2 protein-coding genes are annotated in these 2,427 nt (G+C 37.0%); both read right to left on the bottom strand.

Annotation, left to right across the window (positions count from 1 at the left end):
* Nucleotides 1-1,081: 1,081 nt before the first annotated feature.
* Nucleotides 1,082-1,318 carry a hypothetical protein gene (locus IIB50_03240; GenBank protein MCH7530103.1) on the bottom strand — a complete coding sequence of 79 codons (237 nt, stop codon included), beginning with the start codon at nucleotides 1,316-1,318 and terminating at the stop codon, nucleotides 1,082-1,084.
* Nucleotides 1,319-1,535: 217 nt separating this feature from the next.
* Complete coding sequence (locus IIB50_03235) at nucleotides 1,536-2,366, bottom strand: hypothetical protein (protein MCH7530102.1); 831 nt, start codon at nucleotides 2,364-2,366, stop codon at nucleotides 1,536-1,538.
* Nucleotides 2,367-2,427 lie beyond the last annotated feature (61 nt).

Raw genomic sequence — 2,427 nt, 5'->3', positions numbered from 1 at the left:
CAACCGATGTTTGCCTATCGATACCACTTCACCCTAAAAGGAAAGGTATTAACAGCATCAGAAAGAAGCCTTGTCTCTAAATGCCGTGTCTTTTCAAAAAACAGCAAAAAAGACGTTTTTTACTCTTTTTTTACATTTTTTTTATAACTGGAGCCAGAGATACACGCAAAGCGTGGGTGTTGCAACGCACAAAGTGCGAAGCAATTTAATCTTTAAAACTCTTTTACATTATGAGGCTTGCTTTTTTCATATAAGTGTTGATTTTATATACACATACACAGTTCAGTCTTTCTTATAATCATTAATTTTCATCTCATGCACTATATACAGACAGTTACACTTACTTTGGGCCATGTTGGCATCCTTAAAGTGTTAATATTTTATGCATTTACTGCCAGTTTTTATTGGCAGACTACTGCCATCTTTTTGTCAGACTTAAATTTAATTACAATCGAAACGCCAACTGAAACGTTTGATATTTAGTGTCTTTAAAAAACAACCTCAAGACGCATAAATCACTCACTCATTATTATTGTTTTTGAATGGTTCGGATATATACTTAGCATCCCAAGAAAAACAAAACCAATCCAAGGCCGTATAAAACATGTTCTTATTATTTATATTATTTGATTGGAAAACATGATATATACTGGCTTCCCACAGTCCCCAATGGTGCATACATTGTATCCAGTCTATAAAAACAGCCTGGCCACATTCTATGCTTAGCTTCCCAAGAACCACATAAAAACTCCAAGACGCATACTACACAGCCTCATTATTTGTATTATTGAATAGGCAGTGCAATATGCTGGCTTCCCAAAGATTAAAAAACCCAATGGATTATTGTCGTGTGATATGGAATCTTGTAGATTGTACTGATACTAAGGATTATAATACTCAGGTAATTACTGAAATCAAGGGGAAACTTAAACCTCAGGAGTCACAGGGATATTACAGGTGAGATGTGGTTTGGGGTGGATAAGAATTAATCTATAAAAAAAGGAGCGGATTTTATTCCGCTCCTTAATAGTGTATGATTCGTTTTTATTTGGGGGTTAATTTTAATTATTAAATTTTGAAGCTATTCTTTTTCCTCTGCTTTAGCTTCTTTTTCACCTGATTTCAATTCAATTTTTGCACCGTATTCAAGTTCCTCTTTTGATTCAGCCTTTGATTCTTCTTTCGCTGCACCTTCTCCCTCAGCCGTAGCCTCAGACTTAGTTGCTTCGGCCTTAGACGCTTCAGCCTTCGGATGTTCTGGTTCTGAAGCCATACCTACTGTAGTAAAACCAATAATAGCAAGTCCAGCAATTAACATACAAAAAATTTTGCTTATTTTCATTCTTCTTACCTCCTAAGGGTTCAAAACACACACTATGCTTGCTTTATATGTGAAAAGGCTATGCATGTCAATAGAAATAGCTTGAATGTCAAGCTTGAAAACTACTGGAAGAACAAACATCAGAATACACAGGGATATAACAGGTGAGATGTGGTTTGGTGTAGGGTAAAGAATAATAGTATTCAATTATTTGTTAGCTGCTTTTTTCTTCAGTGCGATCATACAATTTACCGCCTATCGCGTGTTTTTGCTTTGTATGCGCCACGTATCGTCGAGCACCTTGATTAATGCCAAAAGAATCCGAATAATTATCATCCCAATCTTCAATAAGCTTGAGAGGATCATTATATGTTTTTGGGTCTTCAACAAAATTGAATATCGCCATGACAGATTTTACTGCCAAGGGTTTCAAATATGGTTGAGGTGGTACCACATCAATGGTTACAGTATAAACTACAGCTTCACTAGATGCTTTCACTGCTGCATCATTTAGATCTTTACACGTGCGCCAGTCATCAATACCGTAGAAAAACTGCGGAGGTAGCGGAGCCCTCTCTCCGGTATCTTCGTCTTTTAGAGATATAATTGTGTAAAGTTCGTTTCTAGCCCGTTCTTCCTCAAGCTCATATGCAACTTTATATTCCTCAGAAGTTATCTTAGATTTTAACTCGATCGACTTCAGAAGTGTGCGTGCGGCTCGAACCCATGTGGCTCTATTGTTATTTTGATCCGATAGGAGATCAATTACCGTATTGAAGCCGCCCATCACTCTATCCAAGAAAACTTCAGACATATGTCTTTGTTGTTCTATTTCCTGCTTCTTTCTTTCTCTTGCAAAAGTAAGAATGGCGACCAAAACGCCCGCACTAATAGCAATTACTGGAAGAAGATTTAGCTGCTGAAATATATTTGTGCCTTCTATGGTGTCAGAGATCATTGAGTAAGTCCCGAAGACTGCTACCACAAGAACCGAAAGCACAATTAAGGTAAGAATTGTAATAAGTATCTTTAAAAGTTTTTGCATATATTGTTTACCAGCTAACCACACCTGACTTCCACCCAAAAACCTTCACCATCTCAGGCCA

It is taken from the genome of Patescibacteria group bacterium, assembly GCA_022560785.1.
Classification (GTDB): Bacteria; Patescibacteriota; Minisyncoccia; order Phycocordibacterales; family JADFSL01; genus JADFSL01.
The sequence above is the reverse complement of the archived record's forward strand: the minus strand, read 5'-3'. Positions and strand labels throughout refer to the sequence as shown.